The sequence below is a fragment of the Cellulosimicrobium sp. Marseille-Q4280 genome (assembly GCF_943181405.1).
Classification (GTDB): domain Bacteria; phylum Actinomycetota; class Actinomycetes; order Actinomycetales; family Cellulomonadaceae; genus Cellulosimicrobium.
Genome location: NZ_CALPBY010000003.1, coordinates 245,614 through 260,454, shown reverse-complemented (window position 1 = coordinate 260,454; position 14,841 = coordinate 245,614). Strand labels below are relative to the sequence as shown.

Genomic DNA, 14,841 nt, shown 5'->3' with positions numbered 1-14,841 from the left:
GCTATTCCGGCGACCTCCCGGGCGGGGCGCCGTGTGGCATCCTGGCGTCCCAGGGGGGTGCCCATGATCGATCCGCTGGTCGCGACGTTCGTCATCCTGGCGCTCGCGGTCGTGGGCTTCATGACCAACCGGTTGCCGCTCGTGGTCGTCGCGCTCTTCGTTCCGGTGGCGCTCTGGGCGACGGGGGTGCTCCCGCTCGACGAGGCGCTGGGAGGCTTCAGCGACCCGATCGTGCTGTTCATCGCGACGCTGTTCGTGCTCAGCGAGGCGCTGGACGCCACGGGGATCACCGCGTGGATCGGGCAGTGGCTCGAACGGCGCGCGTCCCTCGGCCGTGCCGGGCTGCTCGCGCTGATGGTCGGGGTCGCCGCGCTCCTCGCCGCGGTCATCAGCATCAACGGCGCGGTCGCGGCACTCCTCCCGGTCGCGGTCGTCGCGGCGGCGCGGGCCGGCATCGTCCCGTCGCGCATGCTCGTCCCGCTCGCGTTCGCCGCCGGCGCGGGATCGTTGCTGACGCTGACCGGCACGCCCGTGAACATCATCGTCTCCGAGGCGGCGGCCGAGGCGGGCGGCCGGGAGTTCGGCTACTTCGAGTTCGCCCTGGTGGGGATCCCTCTCGTGCTCGCCACGGCCGTGCTCGTCGTGACGCTCGGAGACCGGCTGCTCCCCGAGCGCGTCCCCGAGCACCTCGCCGACACGGCGACCGACCCGCGTGAGCGGGTGCGCTCGTGGCGGGAGAGCTACACCGCCGACCTGGAGACGGGGCGGCTGTTCACCGGCGGCACGGGGGTCGTCGAGGTGCTCATCGCGCCGCGCTCGACCCTGGTCGGGCGGACCGTCAGCCCCGGCATGACGACGCGGGACGAAGGCCTCGTCGTCGTCGCGCTCCGCCGCGGCGAGGGCCGGTCGACGGGCCCGGACACCGACACCCCCTCGGGAGCCATGACCCTCGAGCCCGGCGACGCCGTGCTCGTCCGCGGTCCCTGGGACGCGCTCCACCGCTACACGCAGTCGCCCGACGTCATCGCCGTCGACTCGTCCCGCAGCCTGCAGCGGGGAGTCCCTCTGGGTCGCGGCTGGCGCCGCTGCCTCGCGGTGCTCGTCGTGACGATCGTGCTGCTGGCGACCGGCGTCGTCCCGCCGGTGATCGCCGGCCTGCTCGCGGCGATGGCCCTCGTGCTCACCAAGGTCGTCACCGTCCCTCAAGGATTTCGCGCGATCTCGTGGGACACCGTCGTCCTGATCGCGGCGCTCATCCCGCTGTCGGCGGCCTTCGTCTCCTCGGGGGCGGCCGATGCGATCGCCGGGCTCGTGCTCGGACTCCTCGGAGACGGCTCCCCGCGCCTCGCGCTCCTCGTGGTGTGCGTCCTCACGATCGTGCTCGGTCAGTTCATCTCGAACGTCGCGACGGTGCTCGTGATGGCCCCTGTCGCGGTGTCGTTCGCGCAGACGCTCGGCGTGAGCCCGCAGCCGTTCATGATGGCGCTCACCGTCGCCGGGGCGGCGGCGTTCCTCACCCCGATCGCCACGCCGGTCAACCTCATGGTCCTGCAACCGGGTGGCTACCGGTTCGGCGACTACTGGCGTCTCGGCCTGCCCCTCGCGCTGGTGTTCCTCGCCGCCGCGGTCCTGTACGTCCCGCTCGTCTGGCCGTTCTGACCGCGGCAGTCGCCGGGGAGGGTGGATTCACCCTGGCACGGCGACCGCGCACGTGGGACGGTGTACCGCGTCGCCCGTGCTCCCGCCCGCGGCGCCCTGCCAGACCGGACACGGGGAGTCGTTCATGCAGACCACGGGCGGTGACGGCGAGACGTACGACGTCCTCGTGATCGGGGCGGGCTACTCGGGGCTGGCGATGCTCCACCACCTGCGGGAGATCGGGTTCTCGGTCCTCGTGGTGGACGGCGCCGAAGGGATCGGCGGCACGTGGTGGGCGAACCGCTACCCGGGCGTGCGCACCGACTCGGAGTACGACTCCTACGCGTTCTCGTTCTCCACCGCGGTGCGCGACGAGTGGGAGTGGACCGAGCGGTACCCGCGGGGAGAGGAGATCCGCGCCTACCTCGAGTTCGTCGCCGACCGGCTCGACCTGCGCCGGGACGTCCGGCTGAGCACCTGGGTCGAGCGTGCCGAGCACTCCGACACGACCAACCTGTGGACGCTGACGCTCGCGGACGGCTCCCGGCTGCGGGCGACCTACCTCGTGTCGGCGACCGGCCTCCTCTCGCGCCCGGTGCTCCCGGCCGTCCCCGGGCTGGAGACGTTCGCCGGGCCGGCGCACCACACCGCTCGCTGGCCGCACGACGGCGTGGACCTGAACGGCAAGCGCGTGGGGATGATCGGCGTCGGGGCGTCCGGCATCCAGATGCTGCCGGAGCTCGCCGCACAGGTCGCGCACGTCACGGTCTTCCAGCGCACCCCCAACTACGTCCTCGAGTCGACGAGCCCCGCTGTCACGCCGGAAGAGCTCACCTGGCTGCGCGAGAACTACGACACGGTCTTCGAGCGTGCTGCCCGGCACCCGTTCGGGGTGCCGATGGACTTCCCGCCGCACTCCGCGCTGGAGGTGGACGACGACGAGCGGCGGCGTGTGTTCGAGTCCAAGTGGCAGGCGGGGGGCTTCCACTTCGCGATGGAGTGCTTCACGGACCTCATGACGAGCCCGGAGGCCAGCGCGCTCGCGTCCGAGTTCCTCCGCGGCAAGATCCGGGAGATCGTCAGCGACCCGCGCACGGCGGCGATGCTGAGTCCCACGACGTACACCTTCATGGGCAAGCGACCGCCCACGGGCCACGGCTACTACGACGCGTACAACCGCGAGAACGTCGAGCTCGTCGACGTGCTCGCGTCGCCGATCACGCAGATCACGCCGCGCGGCGTGGTCGTCGACGGTGTGGAGCACGAGGTCGACGTGCTCGTGCTCGCGACCGGTTTCGACGCCATGACCGGGGCGCTGACGGCGATCGACGTCGTCGGGCGCGAGGGGATCACGCTGCGGGAGCGGTGGGACCGCGACGGGCTGCGGACCTACCTCGGGATCGCCGTCCACGGGTTCCCGAACTTCTTCATGTCGGTCGGCCCGCAGACCCCCCTGTCCAACCTGCCGGTCCCGGTCCAGCTCGGGGCGCAGTGGCTGCAGCGAGCGCTGTCGTTCGCGCGGGAGAACGGGGTGGACCGGCTCGAGGCGACGCGCGCGGCAGAGGACTGGTGGCGCGCGGAGACCGAGCGCGCCGGGCACGCGACGGTGATGTACGCGGAGGGCCGCAAGGCGGGCGCGTGGTTCCTCGGGGGCAACGTGCCCGGCAAGCGTGAGGAGATGGCCGTGTACCTCGGCGGTGGGCAGGTCTACCAGGACCTGTGCGCCGAGGTCGAGGCGGAGGGCTACGCAGGCCTGCGCCCGGGTGCGTGCCTGCCCTCGGCCCACACGCCGGCCGGTGAGTCGCCGCAGGTCGCCTGACGCGAGCTGCACCTCCCTGACCGCCCGGTGTCCAGGCTGCGACGGCGCCCCGACGCGGGAGAGCCCCGGAGTCCGAGGGACTCCGGGGCTCTCGCGACGAACCACGACGACTCAGATGTCGTAGTAGAGCTCGAACTCGTGCGGGTGCGGGCGCAGACGGATCGGGTCGATCTCGTTGGTGCGCTTGTAGTCGATCCACGTCTGGATGAGGTCCGGCGTGAACACGTCGCCCTGCGTGAGGAACTCGTGGTCGGCCTCGAGGTTGTCCAGCGCCTCGGCGAGCGAGCCGGGGACCTGCGCGATCTGCGCGTGCTCCTCGGGCGGCAGCTCGTAGAGGTCCTTGTCGATCGGCTCCGGCGGCTCGATGCGGTTCTTGATGCCGTCGATGCCGGCGAGCAGCTGGGCGGCGAACGCGAGGTACGGGTTGGCCGACGGGTCCGGCACGCGGAACTCGACGCGCTTCGCGCCGGCCGACGAGCCGGTGACCGGGATGCGGATGCACGCGGAGCGGTTGCGGGCCGAGTAGACCAGGTTGACCGGCGCCTCGTAGCCCGGGACCAGGCGGTGGTAGGAGTTCACCGACGGGTTCGTGAACGCGAGGAGCGACGGCGCGTGCTTGAGCAGGCCGCCGATGTACCAGCGCGCGATGTCCGACAGACCGCCGTAGCCCTTCTCGTCGAAGAACAGCGGCTTGCCGTCCTTCCAGAGGGACTGGTGCGAGTGCATGCCCGAGCCGTTGTCGCCGAAGATCGGCTTCGGCATGAAGGTGACGGACTTGCCGGCCTCGAAGCCCACGTTGCGGATGACGTACTTGAACTTCATCAGGTCGTCAGCCGCGTGGAGCAGCGTGTTGAAGCGGTAGTTGATCTCCTGCTGGCCGGCGGTGCCCACCTCGTGGTGCGCGCGCTCGACCTCGAGGCCCACGCCCTCCAGCGAGGCGACCATGTCGTCGCGCAGGTCGGCGAAGCGGTCCGACGGGGAGACGGGGAAGTAGCCGCCCTTGTAGCGCGTCTTGTACGCGAGGTTGCCACCCTCCTCTTCGCGGCCCGTGTTCCACGCCGCCTCGATCGAGTCGAGGTAGTAGAAGCTCGAGTGCTGGTTCGTCGCGAAGCGGGCCTCGTCGAAGACGTAGAACTCGGCCTCGGGGGCGAAGAACGCGGTGTCGGCGATGCCGGTGGAGCGCAGGTACGCCTCCGCCTTCGCCGCGATGTTGCGCGGGTCGCGGGAGTACGGCTCACCCGTGAACGGGTCGACGATGGAGAAGTTCACGACGAGCGTCTTGCGCTTGCGGAACGGGTCCACGAACGCGGTCTTGACGTCCGGCACGAGCTTCATGTCCGACTCGTGGATCGCCTGGAAGCCGCGGATCGAGGATCCGTCGAACATCAGGCCGTCCTCGAACGCCGCCTCGTCGAACTGCGAGACGGGGATGTTGAAGTGCTGCATGATGCCGGGCAGGTCGCAGAACCGGACGTCGACGAACTCGACGCCCTCGTTCCGCGTGAAGGCGATTGCCTCCTCCGCGTTGTTGAACATCCGTTGCTCCTTGATCGGTGGTGCCGTCGGGCCGCGCGGCAGAGCCGCTGACGTGGCGCCCACGAACCTAGGCCGCGGCGGTTTCCCCGCCGTGTACCCATTGTTTCGGGCGTGTTACGTCCTGCGTCCCTGTGTGACGGTCGTGCTACACGAGGGCGCGAACGACCCGTGCGGGTCGCGCGCCGTGACGCACAGTACCGTCGTGCGCCGGGCGGGTGTCGTGGGTGTCCACGACCGGGCACGTACCCTGGACCCGTGGTTTCACGCGAGGACATGGGTTCGTGGCTCGAGGGCACCCCCGGGGGCCGGCAAGAAGGGCGTGGTGCCCGGCTAGGGCTCCCTCCCGAGGGCCCGGGCTCGCTCGCGACGGTCGGACGGCGCGTCGTCGCGCTCGTGATCGACTGGACGCTCGCGACCCTCGTCGCCTACCTGTTCTTCCGGCCGACAGCGCCCGGGTTCCTCGAGGGGATCTCCGCCCTGCCCGTGTGGTCGCAGCCGCTCGTGTTCGCCATCGAGAACGTGCTGCTCGTCAGCACGCTCGGCTTCACCGTCGGTCACCGGCTCCTCGGCATGCGCGTGCACCGGCTCGCGGCCCCCACGCGCATGGTCGGCGTCGGGCGCGCGCTCCTGCGCACCGCGCTCCTGCTGCTCGTCATCCCCGCGGTCGTCTGGGACTCCGACGGGCGGGGTCTGCACGACCGTGCCGCCGGCACGGTGCTCGTCCGCACCTGAGGACCGGGGTACTACCTCGCGCGACCGGGGTACTACCTCGCGTGACCGGGGTACTGCCTCACCGGCCGGGCGGGACGACGACGCCCGGCCGGTGAGGAGGTGCTCCTCGCCTGCCGGGCGTCGTCGTGCACTGTGGAGGGACGGGTCAGCGGCCCTTCATGCCCTTGCGGTCGGGCCGGGCCCGCGTCGGGTCGATGCCCTTCGGGATCGGCAGCCTGGCGGCGCCGAGGGCACGCAGGCGCTTGGAGACCTGCGCCGTCTCGGGCTTGGTGAGGGTCGGCTTGAGCTTCTGCACGGTGCGGGGGAGCTTCTGCAGAGCGACCTGGCCCTCGTCGTCGCCGACCTGGATCGTCGTCACCGGGACGTTCGGCAGGACGCGCGCCACGCGCTTGCGCTCGCTCTCGAGGAGCCGGGTCGCGCGGTGCGCCGGACCCTCGCTGACGAGCACGACGCCCGCGCGCCCGACGCCGCGGAACACGAGGTCCTGCGTGCGGGGGTCGATCGCGACGGGCTCCTCGTCGAAGGTCCAGCCGCGGCGGATCGTGCCCAGCGCGGCGCGCGCGGCGCCCGGCTGGCCCTCGATCTGGCTGTAGGCGGCGCGCTCCGCGCGCCGGGTGAGCACGAACATCGCCCCGAGCAGCCCGAACGGGATGCCGACGATGAGCGTGTAGACCCACTGGCCCCACCACAGGCCGATGCCGACGGCGACCGCCAGGACGCCGACGAACACGCCGAGCATGATCCACGTGACCGCGGGGTCCTGCTTGCGCGTCATCTGGTACGCGGCCCACACCTGGTGGTACCAGCGCTGCTTCTTGGGCTTCTTCTGCTTGCCGACCTGCTCGCCGGCCGCGGGCGCGCCGGTGGCGTCGGAGTTCTTGCGGGCCATGGTCCCTCAGTCTAGTGCTGTGCGCGGGCGAGGAGGCTCGCGGCCTCCTGGCGCGACGTGGTGGGCTCGGCGAGGTGCGCGAGCGCCGTCGGGATCTCCATGCCGCGCCGCGTCATGGCCTGCCCCCACAGGCGCCCCGCACGGTACGACGAGCGCACGAGCGGCCCCGACATGACGCCGAGGAACCCGATCTCCTCGGCCGCGTCGGAGAGCTCGACGAACTCTTCCGGCTTGACCCACCGGTCGACCGGGTGGTGGCGCAGCGACGGGCGCAGGTACTGCGTGATGGTGACGAGGTCGCACCCCGCGTCGTGCAGGTCCTGCAGGGCGTCCTTCGCCTCGTCGATCGTCTCGCCCATGCCGAGGATGATGTTGGACTTCGTCACGAGACCGGCCTCGCGCGCTCGTGTCAGCACCGAGAGCGACCGCTCGTACCGGAAGCCGGGCCGGATCTGCTTGAAGATGCGCGGCACGGTCTCGAGGTTGTGGGCCAGCACCTCGGGACGGGAGCCGTTGACCTCGTCGAGCAGCTCGGGGATCGCGTTGAAGTCCGGGATGAGGAGCTCGACGCCCGTGCCCGGGTTGAGGGCGTGGATCTGGCGGACGGTCTCCGCGTAGAGCCAGGCGCCGCCGTCGGGCAGGTCGTCGCGCGCCACACCCGTGATGGTGGAGTAGCGCAGGCCCATCGCCTGCACGGACTCCGCGACGCGGCGCGGCTCGTCGGCGTCGAAGTCCGCGGGCTTGCCCGTGTCGATCTGGCAGAAGTCGCAGCGTCGCGTGCACTGGTCGCCACCGATGAGGAACGTCGCCTCGCGGTCCTCCCAGCACTCGAAGATGTTGGGACAGCCCGCCTCCTCGCAGACCGTGTGCAGCCCTTCGCGCTTGACCAGTCCCTTGAGCTCGGAGTACTCGGGGCCCATCGTCGCGCGGGTCTTGATCCACTCGGGCTTCTTCTCGATCGGCGTCGCGGCGTTGCGGGCCTCGACCCGCAGCATGCGCCGGCCTTCTGGTGCGATCGTCACGGGTGTCTCCCGGTCGTCGTGGCGGGTGAGCGCCGGCGTCCGACCGCGAGCGGTCAGGAGGGCGCCTCGCCGGTGGGCGCGACGCCCGGTACGACGCCGGACTCAGGTCAGCGTACGGCAGCCGCCCTGCCCGCTCCCGCCCGGCGACCAGCACGTGGACGTGACGTCAACGACATCCCGGACGCGAGCAGGAGCGTCGCCGCGGCGACGGGGACGGCGAACGCCGCGGTCGTCGACGCCTGCTCCGCCAGCAGGCCCGCGCTCGTCGCTCCGACGGCCACCCCGACGACGTTCGCGCTCGCGACGAGCGTCATCGCCGCCGCGGTCCGGCCGGCGGGCGCACGCTGCCCGGCGACCGTGAAGACCGTGACCATGACGGGGCCGACGAACAGGCCGGCGACCGCGACCGCCGCGACGACGAGGGGGAGCGAGCCCGTGGACGCCGCCCCGAGGAGGGCGACGGCGCTGACCAGGAGCCCGCCCGAGAACGCCGTCCACCGCCCGGCCTGCGACCACCGGTCGGGGAGCGCGACGACCGAGAGCGCCGTGACGGCGGACCCGACGCCCAGCACCGCGTAGACGAGCCCGGCGAGGTCCGGCGAGCCCACGTCGCGCGTGAGGGCCGTGAGCGCCGCCTGCGTGCCGCCGAACACCAGCCCCATCGCGACCATGCCGACGACGACGACCGCCTCGCGCCGCACGAGGCTCAGCGCGGCACGGGGCCCGGTCGGGCTCGAGCGGTTGTCCCTCGGTCGGTCGGCCTCGAGCGGGTCTGCGCTCGGTGCGTCCGGCGGGGCGACGGCCGTGCGGCCGTGCGCCCCGGAGCCGGCCCGCGCCGTCGGGTGCAGCGCGAACGCCGTGCCGGCGGCGACGACGAGCGCGGCGGCGGCGAGCATCGCCGTCTGCGGCGAGCCGAGCGCCGCGAGCACGCCGACGAGCGCGGGGCCGAGCACGAAGCTCACCTCGTCGGCGGTGCTCTCGTAGCTCATCGCCGCCGACAGGGTGCGGGGCTCGTCGGGTGCCAGGGCGATCCAGCGCACGCGGGCGAGAGGGCCGACCTGCGGTACCGACGCCCCGACGAGCGCCGCGGCGGCGAGGACGATCCCCACCGAGCCGGACGACCCGGCGCTCGCGGTGAGCAGGCCGAGCACGGCGAGGCCCGCGAGGGGCGCGCAGACCAGGACGACGCGGCGTTGCCCGACGCGGTCGGCGAGCGCGCCCTGGGTGGGCCCGCCGACGGCGGTGCCGAGCGCCGTCGCGGCCGACGCGAGGCCGCCCTGGCCGACGGAGCCGGTGGTCTGCGTGACGAGCAGCAGCGTGCCGATCGTCAGCATGGAGAACGGCAGGCGCGCGAGGAAGGCGACGGGGAGGAACCAGGGTCCCGCGAGGCGCGGCAGGCGGGCGTAGGCGCCGGCCCGCGCGCGGGCGGAAGGCTGCTCGTCAGGCAGCGACGGCGCGGCTGCCGGAACGTGGGTGGGAGGGACGGGGGGCGCGGAGCGTGACATGCGGTGTCCAGGGTCGACGTGTTGCGCACCGACCCACCCGAACTCCGGAGCGCAAGACTTCCCTGAGCGTCCAGGATAGCGCGGGGGCGAGCGCTACCCGCGGGTGAGCGCAGCGGCCCGCGTCGTGGTCGCGGCCGCGACCGGACCGGCGGCACCGGCCATGGCAGCGCGCAGCGGGGCGAGCGCGGTCTCGAGCGCGAGGACGAGCGCGGGTGCGACGTCGGCGAGGGTGACGGTCCGGCCGAGCTCCGTGGAGAGCGAGGTCACGTCGGCGTCCTCGATGCCGCACGGCACGATCCGGTCGAAGCGTGCCAGGTCCGGGTCGCAGTTGAGCGCGAGGCCGTGCATCGTGACGCCGCGCGCGACCCGCACGCCGATCGCGCAGACCTTGCGCTCGCGCCGGGACGTGTCGGCGGCGAACCACACCCCGCTGCGGCCCTCGACGCGCAGGGTGGTGAGCCCCAGGTCCGTGCACACGGCCATGACGGCGTCCTCGAGCGCGCGGACGTACGCGACGACGTCGACCGGCTCGGCGAGCCGGACGACCGGGTAGACGACCTGCTGCCCGGGGCCGTGCCACGTGATCTTCCCGCCCCGGTCGACGTCCACGACGGGCGTCCCGTCGTCGGGCCGGTCGGTGCGGTTCGTGCGGCGACCGGCCGTGTACACGTCCGGGTGCTCCACGAGGATCAGGGTGTCCGCGCGCGCACCGGACGCCACGGCGTCGTGCACGGAACGCTGGAGCTCCCACGCCTCGTGGTAGTCCGTCCGGCCGGGCAGGGTGAGCACGTCCATCGGGCCAGGCTAGCCCTCGTCGCGCGGTGCGCGGGGAGCTGTGGGCAAGGTCTCCAGCATCGTCAGCAGCAGCTCCCGCAGCGCGGCGACCTGGTCGTCGTCGAGGCCGCGGGTCGCGAGGTCCTCGGCGGGGCGCCGACGCGCGGCCGTGAGGCCGGCGGCGCGACCGGTGTCCGTGATCGCGACGGCCCGACGGCGTCGGTCCTCCGGGTCGCCGGTCCGCGTGACGTAGCCCGAGCGTTCGAGGCGCGCGACGATGCGGCTCATCGTCTGCTCCGTCACGCCGGAGTCGGCGGCGAGCTCCCGCTGCGAGCGCGGGCCGCCCAGCAGGTGCATGAGCACGGGGAATCCGGCGTGGTTGAGGCCCCACTGCCCGAGGTGGGCGTTCCACGACCGCTCGATGCGTCGGGCCACGGCGAACAGGATCCGTCCCGTGGGCCAACCGGTCGGGTCGGAGGAGGCGGGATCGGCCTCGGCACCGGCGAACGAGGCGTCGGCGGACGTGGGGTCGACGAAGGCCGGATCGGCGTCCGACCCGTCGGCACGGCGCACGGCCGGTCTCTCCACGTGCATTCCTCCCTCCGCCATGGCACCATTCCTCAGCATGCTGAGCAACAGGACGAGCGGGATCCTCCGCGGGCTGATCATTGTCGCAGTCATCGGTGTGTGGATGGTGATCGGCGCGCTCGGTGGACAGGCGCAGGGACAGCTCAGCACCGTCCAGACGAACGACGCCGCCGCGTTCCTCCCCGCGAGCGCGGAGTCCACGCAGGCCGCGGAGCTCGCGGACGACTTCGTGGACACGGAGTCGCTCCCCGCCCTCGTCGTCGCCTCGACGGGGGACGGGTCGGCCCTGGACGGCGACGACCTCGCCGCGCTCGAGGCGTACGCCGCGGCGGTGCCCGACGCCGAGCTGGAGGGCACCACGGGCGACGAGCCGCGCACCGTCGCCGACGTGTCCACGGCGGACCCGGTCGTCGTCCCGTCCGAGGACGGCGAGGCCGCGCTCGTCGTGGTCTCCCTCGACGCCGCCGTCGCGTCCGACCGCGTCGGCGCGGACGAGGACAGCGTGAGCGAGCTCGCCGTCGGAGCGCTGCGCGACCTCGCCGCCGCCGACGCCGCGGAGGGTGGTCTCGCCGGCACCGACCTCGACGTCTACGTCACCGGACCGGCCGGGTTCGTGGCCGACCTCGTGACCGCGTTCGGCGGTATCGACACGGTCCTGCTGCTCGTCGCGCTCGGTGCCGTCCTGATCATCCTGGCGATCGTCTACCGCTCGCCCGTCCTGCCGTTCCTCGTGATCCTCACCGCGGTCCTCGCGCTGACGCTCGCGGGCCTCGTCGTCTACCACCTCGCCGCAGCCGACGTCCTCACGCTCAACGGGCAGTCCCAGGGGATCCTCTCGATCCTCGTCGTCGGCGCCGCGGTCGACTACTCGCTGCTCGTCGTGGCGCGGTACCGCGAGGAGCTGCGGCACGTGCGCTCGACCGTCACGGCGCTGCGCCGCGCGGTGCGCGCGTCGGTCGAGCCGATCGCCGCGAGCGCCGGCACCGTGATCGCCGGCCTGCTGTGCCTCCTGCTCTCCGACCTCGCCTCCAACCGCAGCCTCGGGCCCGTCGCGGCCATCGGCATCGCGGCGGCGTTCGTCGCCGCGCTCACCCTGCTGCCCGCGCTCCTCCTCGTCGCGGGCCAGCGCTCGCGCGCGCTGTTCTGGCCCCGCATGCCCCGCTTCGCCGGGGAGCACGCCCTGCCCGACGCCGGCGTCCCCGGGTCGGGCGAGGACGGCGCCCCGGCCGCGACGTCGTCCGAGGACGCCGTGAGCGTCGAGGGCCACGGCGTGTGGTCGCGCGTCGCGAGCTTCGTCGGGCGTCACGACCGGCCGGTCTGGATCGTGACCGCGCTCGTCCTCGCTGCGTGCGCCGCGTTCGTCCCCACGCTCGACGCGAGCGGGACCGGCGACTCCGAGGTGTTCCTCACGCAGGTGGACTCGGTCGACGGCGAGGAGGTGCTCACCGACCACTTCGAGGGGGTCTCCGCGCAGCCCGCGATCGTCGTCGCCCCCGAGGGCGACGTGCAGGCGGTCGTGGACGCCGCCGAGGCGACCGACGGCGTCGCCTCGGCGACCCCCGTGACCGACCAGCCCGCGCCCGCGCCGGGCGCGCCCGCCCAGGGCGACCCGCTCGTCGTCGACGGGCAGGTCCGGGTCGACGTGACGACGGATGCGCCGTCGGACAGCCAGGAGGCCGTCGAGACGGTGTCCGCGCTGCGTGACGCGGTGCACGACGTCTCGCCCGACGCCCTCGTCGGGGGAGCAGCGGCGGAGCGGCTCGACACGCAGCTCGCCGGGCAGCGCGACCTGCGCATCATCGTCCCCGTCGTGCTCGTCGTGATCCTGCTCATCCTCATCCTGCTCCTGCGCTCGGTCCTCGCTCCCGTGCTGCTCATGGCGGCGAACGTGCTGTCGTTCGGCGCCGCGCTCGGCGTCGCGGCCCTCGTGTTCAACCACGTCCTCGACTTCCCCGGGGCCGACCCGGCCGTGCCGCTCTACGCGTTCTGCTTCCTCGTGGCCCTCGGCGTGGACTACTCGATCTTCCTCATGACGCGCGTGCGCGAGGAGAGCCTCCGGGTCGGGACCCGGCGCGGAGTGCTGCGCGCGCTGGCGGTCACGGGGTCCGTCATCACCTCGGCCGGTGTGGTGCTCGCGACCACCTTCGCGGCGCTCGGGATCATCCCGCTGCTGTTCCTCGCCCAGCTCGCCTTCATCGTGGCGTTCGGCGTGCTCGTGGACACGCTGATCGTGCGCAGCCTGCTGGTGCCGGCGCTCGTGCACGACGTGGGGCGTCGCTCGTGGTGGCCGAGCGCGCTCGGACGGACCGACGGTGGCCCGCGCACGCCGGACGAGCCGGCCTCGTCGGTGGCGCCGACGGGGAGCGCCGCGGGCTGAGAGCGGGGCCGGCTAGCCCGCGGGGACGGGCTCGGCGGGGCAGTCCGCGAGGACGCGCTCCATCGCCTCGGCCTCGGACGGCGTGACGGACAGCCCGTACTCCGCCTTCACGGCGATCTGCCGCGCCACGTACGGGCAGCGGAACGCGTGGTTCGGGGGGAGCCACGCGGAGGCGTCGCGTGCACCCTTCGACTGGTTCGACGGTCCGTCCGCGGCCAGGAGGTTGAGCGGGTCGTTCGCGAACCGCGTGCGCGTCTGTGCGTCCCAGGAGCGCGCGCCCTTGCGCCACGCGTCGAGCAGCGGCACGACGTGGTCGATCTGGACGGCCGCGCTCGTCGCGTTGCCGCGCCGGAAGTCGATCGCCTCCCCGGTGTACGGGTCGAGGAACGTGCCCGTGCGGACCTCGCACGGCTCGCCCCGGGTGGAGAACGTGAGGTCCGTGAGGTCGCGCGCGAGGACGTCGTTGCGCGTGTCGCACCCGTTGTCGTCGACGTCGACCCACGCGCTGCCGAACTCCGACCGCTCGTAGCCGGTGTCGGGCCCCGGGCCCTTGACCTCGAGGCGGGCGAGCACGGCGAGCGCCGTGCCGTCCGCCGGCACGGGCTCCGGCCCGTCGACCGCGGCCGACCGCTCGCCGAGCACGTTCGCGAGGACGATGAGGAGGGCGAGCGCGACGAGCACGTAGCGCAGGGCGGTGCGTCGAGGAACCCGACGGCTCGTGGTGCTCACAGGACGACCTTCCCGAATCCGATCCTCGACCCGTGTGCGCAGGAGCCGCACGCAGTACACCAATCCGGACCAACGCGCACATTCTGCCAGGTCCGGACGGATGCTCCGACCCCGTCCCGATGCACAGGGGCCGCCGGTTAGATTGGTGCGCATGGTCAGCGCAGCGCGTCCGCTCAGGGTCGGGATCGTCGGGTACGGGGGAGCGGGACGGGGGATCCACGCGCGGCTCGTGCGCGAGGCCGGCCACGCCGTCACCGCGGTGGTCGTCCGCTCGCCCGAGCGGCGCGCGGCCGCGACCGAGGACTGGCCCGGCGTGCACCTGCACGACGACCTCGACGCCCTCGTGGCCGACCGTGACGCCTACGACGTGGTCGTCGTGGCGAGCCCGACGTCGCTGCACGCCCAGCACGCGACGGCGCTCGCGCGAGCCGGCGTCCCGGTGGTCGTCGACAAGCCGCTGGCCCTCGACACCGCGTCGGCGCGCGGCGTCGTCGAGGCGGCGGAGGCCGCCGGCACGCCCCTGACCGTGTTCCAGAACCGGCGCTGGGACCCCGAGCAGCTCACGCTGCGGCACGTGCTCGAACGGGGCGACCTCGGGGTCGTGCACACGTTCGAGCGGCGCTGGGAGCGGTGGCGGCCCGTGCCCCAGCAGCGCTGGAAGGAGAACGACCCCGTCGGCGGCGGCCTCCTGCTCGACCTCGGGCCTCACCTCGTCGACTCGGCGACGCAGCTCTTCGGGCCCGTGACGTCGGTGTGGGCCGAGCTCCGGTCCCTCACGACGCCCACCGAGGACGACGTCTTCCTCGTGCTCCACCACGCGCCCGACGCAGCGGGCGACGCGGTCGTCAGCCGGCTCTGGGCCGGTTCCGTCGTCGGCGCGCCCGGTCCGCGCACGCGCGTCCTCGGGTCGGCGGGGGCGTACGTCGTGACGACGTTCGAGAACGACGCGTCGCCGTTCGAGGTCTTCGACGACGCGGCGCCGGCCGGCTCGGAGGGCTGGCTCACCCACGGTCGCGAGCGCGCCGCCGTGGAGCGTGCCCCGGGCGGCCACGCGGACTTCTACCGCGCCGTGGCGGCGTGGCTGCTCGACGGAGGCCCCGTCCCCGTCGACCCGCGCGACGCCGTCCGCACCGCCGAGGTGCTCGACGCCGCCCGGCGCAGCGCCGCCGACGGGCGCCGGATCGACGTCTGACCGGACGGCACGAGCCGATCGCGGGTCGTTCGGCCTGTGG

General features: G+C 73.3%; 12 protein-coding genes. 5 read left to right on the top strand and 7 right to left on the bottom strand.

What is annotated here, in order from left to right:
* Window positions 1-63: 63 nt before the first annotated feature.
* Complete coding sequence (locus tag NFS20_RS09395) at window positions 64-1,659, top strand: SLC13 family permease (protein WP_251151512.1); 1,596 nt, start codon at window positions 64-66, stop codon at window positions 1,657-1,659.
* Window positions 1,660-1,783: 124 nt separating this feature from the next.
* The gene (locus NFS20_RS09390) at window positions 1,784-3,457 is read left to right on the top strand and encodes a flavin-containing monooxygenase (RefSeq protein WP_251151511.1); all 1,674 of its coding nucleotides are present in this window, start codon (window positions 1,784-1,786) and stop codon (window positions 3,455-3,457) included.
* A 111-nt stretch (window positions 3,458-3,568) separates the two neighbouring features.
* Here NFS20_RS09390 and glnA read toward each other — a convergent pair whose 3' ends face one another.
* A complete protein-coding gene (glnA, locus tag NFS20_RS09385) occupies window positions 3,569-4,993 on the bottom strand; it encodes a type I glutamate--ammonia ligase (protein WP_251151510.1) in 1,425 nt (474 codons plus the stop codon).
* Between the two features lie 255 nt (window positions 4,994-5,248).
* Between glnA and NFS20_RS09380 the strand changes: the two genes are divergently transcribed.
* Complete coding sequence (locus NFS20_RS09380) at window positions 5,249-5,725, top strand: RDD family protein (RefSeq protein ID WP_251151509.1); 477 nt, start codon at window positions 5,249-5,251, stop codon at window positions 5,723-5,725.
* A gap of 145 nt (window positions 5,726-5,870) precedes the next feature.
* On the opposite strand, the gene NFS20_RS09375 is transcribed toward NFS20_RS09380, so the two are convergent.
* The 5 genes from NFS20_RS09375 to NFS20_RS09355 all read right to left on the bottom strand — a co-directional run bounded on the left by NFS20_RS09375 (window position 5,871) and on the right by NFS20_RS09355 (window position 10,503).
* Window positions 5,871-6,614, bottom strand: coding sequence for a DUF4191 domain-containing protein (locus NFS20_RS09375; protein ID WP_251151508.1), 744 nt, complete (start codon window positions 6,612-6,614; stop codon window positions 5,871-5,873).
* A gap of 11 nt (window positions 6,615-6,625) precedes the next feature.
* Window positions 6,626-7,636 carry a lipoyl synthase gene (gene lipA, locus NFS20_RS09370; RefSeq protein WP_251151507.1) on the bottom strand — a complete coding sequence of 337 codons (1,011 nt, stop codon included), beginning with the start codon at window positions 7,634-7,636 and terminating at the stop codon, window positions 6,626-6,628.
* 107 nt (window positions 7,637-7,743) lie between these two features.
* Window positions 7,744-9,141 carry an MFS transporter gene (locus NFS20_RS09365; protein WP_251151506.1) on the bottom strand — a complete coding sequence of 466 codons (1,398 nt, stop codon included), beginning with the start codon at window positions 9,139-9,141 and terminating at the stop codon, window positions 7,744-7,746.
* Between the two features lie 93 nt (window positions 9,142-9,234).
* Complete coding sequence (lipB, locus tag NFS20_RS09360; RefSeq protein ID WP_251151505.1) at window positions 9,235-9,936, bottom strand: lipoyl(octanoyl) transferase LipB; 702 nt, start codon at window positions 9,934-9,936, stop codon at window positions 9,235-9,237.
* A 9-nt stretch (window positions 9,937-9,945) separates the two neighbouring features.
* Window positions 9,946-10,503, bottom strand: a complete 558-nt coding sequence (locus NFS20_RS09355) for a MarR family winged helix-turn-helix transcriptional regulator (RefSeq protein WP_251151504.1) — start codon at window positions 10,501-10,503, stop codon at window positions 9,946-9,948.
* Window positions 10,504-10,540: 37 nt separating this feature from the next.
* Here NFS20_RS09355 and NFS20_RS09350 point away from each other — a divergent pair, with 37 nt between their 5' ends.
* Window positions 10,541-12,880, top strand: a complete 2,340-nt coding sequence (locus NFS20_RS09350) for an MMPL family transporter (protein ID WP_251151503.1) — start codon at window positions 10,541-10,543, stop codon at window positions 12,878-12,880.
* A gap of 12 nt (window positions 12,881-12,892) precedes the next feature.
* Here the strand turns inward: NFS20_RS09350 and NFS20_RS09345 are convergent, their stop codons facing one another.
* Window positions 12,893-13,609 (bottom strand): HNH endonuclease family protein, encoded by a 717-nt coding sequence (locus NFS20_RS09345; RefSeq protein WP_251151502.1) that lies wholly within the window; start codon window positions 13,607-13,609, stop codon window positions 12,893-12,895.
* 151 nt (window positions 13,610-13,760) lie between these two features.
* Here NFS20_RS09345 and NFS20_RS09340 point away from each other — a divergent pair, with 151 nt between their 5' ends.
* Window positions 13,761-14,801: a Gfo/Idh/MocA family protein gene (locus NFS20_RS09340; RefSeq protein WP_251151501.1), complete on the top strand. Its 1,041-nt coding sequence runs from the start codon at window positions 13,761-13,763 to the stop codon at window positions 14,799-14,801.
* Window positions 14,802-14,841: the final 40 nt, after the last annotated feature.

Coding starts and splice junctions, on each gene's coding strand:
- NFS20_RS09350 (WP_251151503.1), top strand. CDS start 10,541: ATGCTGAGCAACAGGACGAGCGGGATCCTCCGCGGGCTGATCATTGTC.
- NFS20_RS09390 (WP_251151511.1), top strand. CDS start 1,784: ATGCAGACCACGGGCGGTGACGGCGAGACGTACGACGTCCTCGTGATC.
- NFS20_RS09340 (WP_251151501.1), top strand. CDS start 13,761: ATGGTCAGCGCAGCGCGTCCGCTCAGGGTCGGGATCGTCGGGTACGGG.
- glnA (WP_251151510.1), bottom strand. CDS start 4,993: ATGTTCAACAACGCGGAGGAGGCAATCGCCTTCACGCGGAACGAGGGC.
- NFS20_RS09375 (WP_251151508.1), bottom strand. CDS start 6,614: ATGGCCCGCAAGAACTCCGACGCCACCGGCGCGCCCGCGGCCGGCGAG.
- lipB (WP_251151505.1), bottom strand. CDS start 9,936: ATGGACGTGCTCACCCTGCCCGGCCGGACGGACTACCACGAGGCGTGG.
- NFS20_RS09365 (WP_251151506.1), bottom strand. CDS start 9,141: ATGTCACGCTCCGCGCCCCCCGTCCCTCCCACCCACGTTCCGGCAGCC.
- NFS20_RS09395 (WP_251151512.1), top strand. CDS start 64: ATGATCGATCCGCTGGTCGCGACGTTCGTCATCCTGGCGCTCGCGGTC.